Origin of the sequence: Bacillus sp. SG-1 (assembly GCF_000181495.1) — a bacterium.
Lineage (GTDB): Bacteria > Bacillota > Bacilli > Bacillales > Bacillaceae_B > Rossellomorea.
This window is the reverse complement of record NZ_ABCF01000109.1, coordinates 1-7,236: the sequence shown is the minus strand read 5'-3', so window position 1 is coordinate 7,236 and position 7,236 is coordinate 1. Positions and strand designations below refer to the sequence as shown.

The 7,236-nt window shown below is 44.1% G+C and carries 7 protein-coding genes; 3 read left to right on the top strand and 4 right to left on the bottom strand.

Annotated features, from left to right (window positions below; genetic code table 11):
- The first annotated feature begins 12 nt into the window (after positions 1-12).
- From BSG1_RS18445 to BSG1_RS18435, 3 genes are all read left to right on the top strand, one after another.
- Positions 13-723 (top strand): peptidylprolyl isomerase, encoded by a 711-nt coding sequence (locus BSG1_RS18445; RefSeq protein ID WP_083802928.1) that lies wholly within the window; start codon positions 13-15, stop codon positions 721-723.
- Between the two features lie 523 nt (positions 724-1,246).
- Positions 1,247-1,453, top strand: coding sequence for a hypothetical protein (locus BSG1_RS18440; RefSeq protein WP_006838743.1), 207 nt, complete (start codon positions 1,247-1,249; stop codon positions 1,451-1,453).
- A gap of 194 nt (positions 1,454-1,647) precedes the next feature.
- The gene (locus tag BSG1_RS18435) at positions 1,648-2,181 is read left to right on the top strand and encodes a superoxide dismutase family protein (RefSeq protein WP_044023165.1); all 534 of its coding nucleotides are present in this window, start codon (positions 1,648-1,650) and stop codon (positions 2,179-2,181) included.
- Between the two features lie 111 nt (positions 2,182-2,292).
- Here BSG1_RS18435 and BSG1_RS18430 read toward each other — a convergent pair whose 3' ends face one another.
- From BSG1_RS18430 to BSG1_RS18415, 4 genes are all read right to left on the bottom strand, one after another.
- On the bottom strand, positions 2,293-3,456 hold the full coding sequence (locus tag BSG1_RS18430) for a MalY/PatB family protein (protein ID WP_006838741.1): 1,164 nt from the start codon (positions 3,454-3,456) through the stop codon (positions 2,293-2,295).
- An 807-nt stretch (positions 3,457-4,263) separates the two neighbouring features.
- Positions 4,264-5,151: an alpha/beta fold hydrolase gene (locus tag BSG1_RS18425; RefSeq protein WP_006838739.1), complete on the bottom strand. Its 888-nt coding sequence runs from the start codon at positions 5,149-5,151 to the stop codon at positions 4,264-4,266.
- Between the two features lie 308 nt (positions 5,152-5,459).
- Positions 5,460-5,831, bottom strand: coding sequence for a helix-turn-helix domain-containing protein (locus BSG1_RS18420; RefSeq protein WP_006838738.1), 372 nt, complete (start codon positions 5,829-5,831; stop codon positions 5,460-5,462).
- Positions 5,832-6,027: 196 nt separating this feature from the next.
- On the bottom strand, positions 6,028-7,236 hold a 1,209-nt coding region (locus BSG1_RS18415), incomplete at its 5' end, for a sodium-dependent transporter (protein WP_006838737.1).

The window sequence follows — 7,236 nt, the reverse complement described above, 5'->3', positions numbered from 1 at the left end:
CTTCTTGTGTTGATGTTATCAGCATGTGGAACAGCAAATCAAGAAGAGCAGAGCCAAAACAACAGCCAAAACGAAACAACAGGAAGTGAACCCCAACAAGAGACAGCCGACCCTGTTGATGACAGTGATGTGAATTATCCGCAACTGAATGATGAAATCCAGGAAAATGAACAGGCTGTCAAAATGATCACGAACATGGGTGATATCACGATAAAGTTATTTCCTGAACAGGCACCTAAAGCAGTGGAGAACTTCATTACCCACAGCAAGGATGGGTACTATGAAGGCGTCACTTTTCACCGGGTCATCAGTGACTTCATGATTCAAGGGGGAGACCCTGATGGCAACGGTACAGGCGGGGAAAGCATCTGGGGCGAGCCTTTTGAAGATGAGTTTTCAAAAGAACTTCTGAATATACGGGGCGCGCTTTCCATGGCAAATGCAGGAGCCAACACGAACGGGAGCCAGTTCTTCATCGTGCAAAACTCCGCAATCGACCCTGGGTTAGAGGAGAAGATGGCTGCAGCGGGCTTCGGTAAGAAAGCCATTGAAATCTATATGGAGCGTGGCGGAACTCCACACCTTGATAACCGTCATACGGTGTTTGGACAAGTCATTGAGGGAATGGATGTTGTGGACGCAATTGCGGCAGTAGAAACAGGTGCGAATGATAAACCTGTTGAAGATGTTGTCATTGAAAAAATAGAAATCATTAAAGAATAAGAATGCATTCAGGCAGCTGTTTCCGTTGGGGCAGCTGCTTTTGTGTGTATTTAAGAGGCTCTTTTCGTAAACTTTGTTGCTATTTAATACAAACTTTTAAAAATATCTACTTAATTAACCAGAAATAGCCTGATAAACAAGAAAGAAAAGAGCTAACTCACCTTTTAAGAGAAAAAAGCCCTTGTCTCCAAGGGGAAAATCCGGATTTTTGGATTTTTCCGAGAGCAACAATATATACGAAAACAGCGATTTAAGAATATAAAATGTACTTCTAAGGATAATTTGCAACTGTGTTTTCCACGCCTAGTCTCAGCTCCCGGAGTTACGTCTCAGCTCAAATATAACCCAACTTCTCGGAACAAATAACCCGAAGCGGGATAAAGGGTAGATCGCCAGTTTTATCTTGGACATGCCTGTCTAGGGTGAACAGTGTACGTGCAATATTGTTCTGGATTTGGACATGGTTTTGTCCCGGCGTAATTGATATAATGGCTACAGCTTGAGAAGTTGAAAGGAGATCATTATGCTTAGCGCATTTATCTTAAATCTGTTTCTATATTTTCCGGAAGATAAAACAGAATATATCCCTGCTGCCTTCTGGATGATTGTATTTGGTACAGCAGCCGTCCTGACCTTCCGCTGGATTAATAAAATCTCGAAAAAAGAGGAAGAAAAGACAAAGCAGGCTGAAGAAGAAGCACGGAAAGCTGCTGAAGAGAACCGTCGTTAAGGAGAGTTCTTTAGGAGGACTCTGGATATTGATAGAAACCAAAAGTTGTTGGCCTATCAAAAATAGATCATGAAGAGCTGTTAGTAAATGCATTGCCATCATGGCAGCCGGGTTGGCTAGTTCAATCAAAGAGAATATTTTCTGCCAACAAAGGCAACAATGGTATAGATGATTTTGTTGCTGGAGGAGATATCATGAATGCAAAGATAGTGACAGGACTGTTGACGTCGGCAATCCTGCTTCAAGGCTGTGCATTAGAAAACCCGAAGAAAACTGAGGTAGATCTAAAGAATGCTGTCGGCGACTCGTTAGGCAAGGCGACATTGCAGGAGATGTCTTCCGGGGTAGAGATGGACCTGGATCTTGTCGGCCTGCCGCCCGGAGTGCACGCCATACATATCCATGAAAAAGGGAAATGTGAACCGCCAGACTTTGTTTCAGCCGGAGACCACTTTAATCCAGATGATAATGAACATGGCCTTCTTCACCCGAAAGGAGCCCACGCAGGGGACCTGCCTAACTTAATTGTTGAAGATGACGGTTCTTATAAAGGGAAAATCATGGCCCCGCTGGTCACGCTCACTAAAGGAAAGACCTCTCTATTTACAAAGGAGGGAACTTCCATAGTCATCCATGAAGGGCAGGATGACGGAATGTCTCAGCCGGCAGGAGAGTCAGGAAAGAGGGTAGCCTGTGGGGAAATTACAAATGAGAAAAGCAAGGAATGACTGATGACCGGTTGGTTGTCAGTTTTTTTTTTTGTCTTTTTAGCGCGAGATTTAGTCTGATAACGCGTTAAAGTACTTGTTAAAAAGACAAGCAAGGTGAATACTTGCTTGTCAAGATAGTGCCGTTTTCAGTCTCTCCAGTCCGTCTTTTAGTGTTTCCCTCGTGCAAGCGATGTTCATCCTGAAGTAACCTTCGCCGTCTTCGCCAAATTTACTGCCAGGCTCAAGGGCGAGTTTGCCTTTGTCCAGAAGCAGTTTCTCTAATTCTTTCTCGGATTTCCCCAGTTTGCGGAAGTCTATCCATAACAGATAGGTCGCTTCCGGGTCCATCACAGACAAATCAGGCAGTTCCTTTTTGATAAATGATTGTACCTCTTTAATGTTACCCTGCAGATAGGCCAGCAGACTGTCCAGCCATTCACCACCGTGCCTGTAGGCGGCTTCCATTCCAAGCACGCCGAATGTATTCAGTGTGAATATACCTTGTTTGTGCTGCTCTTCCACTATTTTTTCACGATATTTCTGGTTGGGTATAATCATAGCTGATGCTTGCAGGCCTGCAATATTGAATGTTTTACTTGGCGCAACAAGAGTAAAAATAAAATCTTCATATTCTTTTTTAATGGAAGAAATCGGGATATGCTTATTCGGTTTATGTACAAGATCAGCATGAATTTCATCCGAAACGATCAGTACATTATATTTTTGGCAGAGTTCCGCTATCTTGATCAACTCTTCCTTATTCCATACCCTTCCACCCGGATTGTGGGGATTGCAGAGCAAGAAAAGTTTCACTCCCTGCTTTAAGGCGTCTTCGAACGCAGCATAGTCAAATGTGTATTGTCCCTCTTTCACTTCCATGGGACACTTTTTTGCCACGCGTTCATTTTTTTCGGCAAGGCTGAAGAATGGTGTATAGACAGGAGAATGCATGAGAATGCTGTCTCCTTTTTCCGTAAAAGTCGTAATAATCGTGGAAATGGCGGGCACTATACCGGAGCTGTAGACCAGCCAGCTTTTTCTGATTTCCCATTCATGGCGTTCTTTCATCCAGCCGCTGACTGCTTCGCCTAATGAATCTCCTGTAAATGTATAACCGAATACGCCGTGCGACAGGCGGTCATTCAAGCTGTCAATGACTTGGGGAGGGGGAGGGAAATCCATATCCGCAACCCACATCGGAAGCACATCATCCCTTCCGAATACTGTTTTGGTCATATCCCATTTTACAGACGATGTTCCTTTGCGGTCTGGGGAAACGTCAAAATTATACACCTTATCACATCCTTTTTTGGAATAGTAGATACTTAATAATATGTTAAATTATGAGAGCGAAAGATGAAAAATATCTGCTTATGAGTCAAAGTGAAAAAATGAGTATGTGAGAAAAACTTATTGCTTTTGATATATAAGGCTGATTTCCGCTCCAGGTGCGTGACTCCGCGGGGCGGGCGGTGAACTAAAAAGCGGAAGCGGCCGTTCAGTGACGTACAGATTGTAGGGCTCTTGCATGAGATAAAGGAATCACGAAGAGCGGTAGCGATTCGATGATGACTTATCGCAAGGAGAGAGACCGAAATCTGCTAGTCGCTGGCCGCTGGAGCTGGATTGGCCTCCTCGGCTGCGCCTGCGGGGTCTCACCTGTCCCGCTAATCCCGCAGGAGGTCACGCACCTTCCGCTACAAATCAACATATTTTCAAAATTAGTATGGATACTAAAAAACCGAAACCATCAATTTATCTGACGTATCCAAGCACTTCTGCAAATGAATTTATTTTTTATTAAGACTTTTACCAATGGCATGGGCACTATGGATTGCATGCCAACGCTAATCACTGGATTAGAAGGCCTTCGAAAGCTGAAAGTCGACTCCTTTCAACTTTTTGATCAGCCTTTCATTAGTGTAGCTGTAGGGCTACCAGAAACATTTAGTAACTGTTCTTATGTCCTGCTTGTTTTAATAAAGGAATAGAAGAGGGCGATACTTTCAAAAGCATCATCAGGATAAAATAGTCATTCAGTAAAAGGATGTCCGCTTGGAAAAAGCATTTTTCCGGGCGAACATCCTTTTTGTGTTGGCTTCAAGTAACCGGCAGTGTGTTGGAGATTGGTTTCTGGGTACTGGTTTTAACCTTTTCTTCCTCAAATTGCTGTTCTGTGAAGGAGCGGATATGGTCGTAAACATCTTGCGGCCTTTCTTCAGGGACGAGATGACCGGTGTTTTCAAGGACAAGCAGTTTGGAATTGGGGAGGTCCTTATTAAGCCTTTTGCCGATATGCAAGGGAACGACGCGGTCATGTCTTCCCCAAATCAGAAGGCATGGTGTTTGGATCTTATGCAGGTCCTGCTGGATCAAGTCTCCTTCACGGTGGCGGATCATTCTTGTAAGTGCCCGGAAAATATCATCATCGAGGAATGGCTTCAAATACCCGAACATCATTTCATCATTGATCATTTTGGAGTCATGCACAACGTTCTCAAGGTTTTGGCGAATTCCCGACTTTGCCAGATGCATTTTTACATACAAGTGGAAAAATGGAATATAACTCAGCATGGTAATCGGCCAATTCATTCTTTTCAGGTAACCAGAGCTGCAAAGGAGGATGCCTTTTTCAACCAGTTCGGGTTTCTGTTTCATGACATTAAGGGCAATTTGTCCGCCCATCGAGTGGCCGATGAGTTGGATATTGTCAATCTCGAGCTTTTCCATAAGGAGGATGACAGTCTTTGCAAGATTTTCATATGAATAGATGAATTCCTTGTTCTTTCCGCTTTGTCCAAACGGCGGAAGGTCCACAGATATGACATTGTACTGTTCTTTCAGCAGCGGGGTCAGGTGACGGAAACTGAAAGTAGATGAAAGAAATCCATGAAGCAGCACGAAGGTTTCCTGGGCAGACGGGTGACGGTGGTATTCATAAAAAACCTCAGCGCCATTAACGGTTGCCTTATAAGTAATATCGTTCATTTTACTCTCACTCCTGATAAGAATACGTACTTGTATTCTACCCTGCGAGAGTAAAAAAACACCATGAATTCACATTATTGAAGGACATTGGTTGAGGAGCCGGAAATGAAGGGAGTTTTGCGTAACGGGGGTATAAGCGAATATAGATGGTTTCTTGGGCATTGCTGAAAGTTATCGGCATCTAGAGAACAAAAAAATAGGACGATATGTAAAATACCGTCCACAATGAAAACAAAAGGGGGAATACTTAGAAAGCTTACTAAAAGCATTGCCCCTCCAGGTGAATTTTATACATGTTTCAGAAAAAATTATTCTACAGTCGGTCCGTATTTGATTTCGTAGAGCATCTGCATCACCCGTAAGAAATCTTCTTCGGAGAATTCCTTCGCTTTGCGCAGAATCAATTTGGCTTTCTTTGTGCCCATTTCGCTGATCAGCTGCTGAATTTCCTGATCCACTCCCTGTTGGTGGCTTTCCAGAGATTCTCTTTCCAGCATTTCAGAAGCCGGAACATCCAGGACAGTAGACAACTTCAAAATCGTCGGGGTGTCGGGGATTTGGCTGCCGCTTTCATATTTTTCTATTGTTGTTCTTCCGAGCCTCGCACGCATGGCTAATTCTTCTTGGCTGATATTCCGTTCTTCACGCAATAACTTTAAATTTTGTCCAAAATGAGACATATGAATCCCTCCATCAAATTAACCTTCTATACCATTATAGTACCATTCAATCACCATAATAAGTCACGAAATCCTTGAACAAAATGTGAGAATAGTTGCACTTTAGTGCTTCACCGCAGAAAAAGGGACAGTCCCTCTTAACGCTTTAACGCGTTAATCAACGATAGGGGACTGTCCCTTTTGATGCTTTAGTGTGTTAAAGTATATCCAATGAATTCAGGAAGACGGCGATGATGGCAATTGGCACGATGAAGCGGATAAGGAAATACAAGGTTTCAAACAGTCCGTCTGAAATACCCGACCCTCTCTGTAATTCTTCTTTCACTGCTGACTTTTTCAATACATAGGCCGTAAAGATGCTAATTAGAAGAGCGCCTAGCGGCAGTCCGATATTGCTGGTAATGAAGTCAGCGAAATCAAAGAAAGATTTTCCGGCAATCTGAAAGTCAGTCAATACCCCAAATGATAAAGCACTTGGAATCCCGACTACGAATACGAGGATTCCTGCAAACCAGGCATTTCTCCCCCGCTTTTGCGGGTTTCCTTTTTCCATGACGGCTACGATGATTTCAAGGATTGAAAAAGCCGAAGTCAAGGTAGCGAAGAGGAGCAGGACCAGGAAGATGGTCAAAAACACTCCGCCAAAGGCGAGCTCATTAAACACAGCCGGAATGACCACAAAAACAAGTCCGGGACCGACATCCGGCTGAAATCCAAGGGCAAACACAGAAGGGAAGATCACCAGGCCTGCCAGTAAGGAGATAAAGATGTTCAATCCTGCCACACTGAAAGCTGAATTTGGCATATTTTCTGTTTGAGGCAAATAGGAAGAATACGTCACCATAACAGAAAGACCTACGCTTAGGGCGAAAAAGGCTTGTCCAAGTGCAAGCAAGGCGGTATCAGCCGTAAGGTAGCTCCAGTCGGGCTGCAGCAAAAACCGGACTCCTGCCATGCTGCCTTCCAATGTCAAGGAACGTACCACAAGAACCAGGAATAGAACAAACAGGGCAGGCATCATGAATTTGCTTGCGCGTTCGATCCCTGCTTTGATCCCTCCTTTTACGACCGTAATGGTCATGGCGAGGAAGACGAACTGTGCCAAGAGCACTTCCCATGGACTGCTGATGATTTCTTCAAATAATGCACCATACTCTGCTTGTGACATTCCGGTCAGACCGCCTGATAGACTCCTCACCAGGTAGGATACAATCCAGCCTCCCACGACACTGTAGAATGATAAAATAACAAATGAGATGAAGGTTCCGAAATAGCCGACCAACTGCCAGAGAGAAGAGGGAGCAAGGTTTCGGTAAGATGTGACGGCATCGCCTCCTCCTCTTCTGCCAATGACAAATTCAGCGAGCAGGATCGGGGTACCGATTAGTATAGTAAATAGGATAAA

Bases quoted from the DNA above. Each gene is read 5' to 3' on its own strand.
- BSG1_RS18435 (WP_044023165.1), top strand. From the start codon at position 1,648: ATGAATGCAAAGATAGTGACAGGACTGTTGACGTCGGCAATCCTGCTT.
- BSG1_RS18445 (WP_083802928.1), top strand. From the start codon at position 13: ATGTTATCAGCATGTGGAACAGCAAATCAAGAAGAGCAGAGCCAAAAC.
- BSG1_RS18420 (WP_006838738.1), bottom strand. From the start codon at position 5,831: ATGTCTCATTTTGGACAAAATTTAAAGTTATTGCGTGAAGAACGGAAT.
- BSG1_RS18440 (WP_006838743.1), top strand. From the start codon at position 1,247: ATGCTTAGCGCATTTATCTTAAATCTGTTTCTATATTTTCCGGAAGAT.
- BSG1_RS18425 (WP_006838739.1), bottom strand. From the start codon at position 5,151: ATGAACGATATTACTTATAAGGCAACCGTTAATGGCGCTGAGGTTTTT.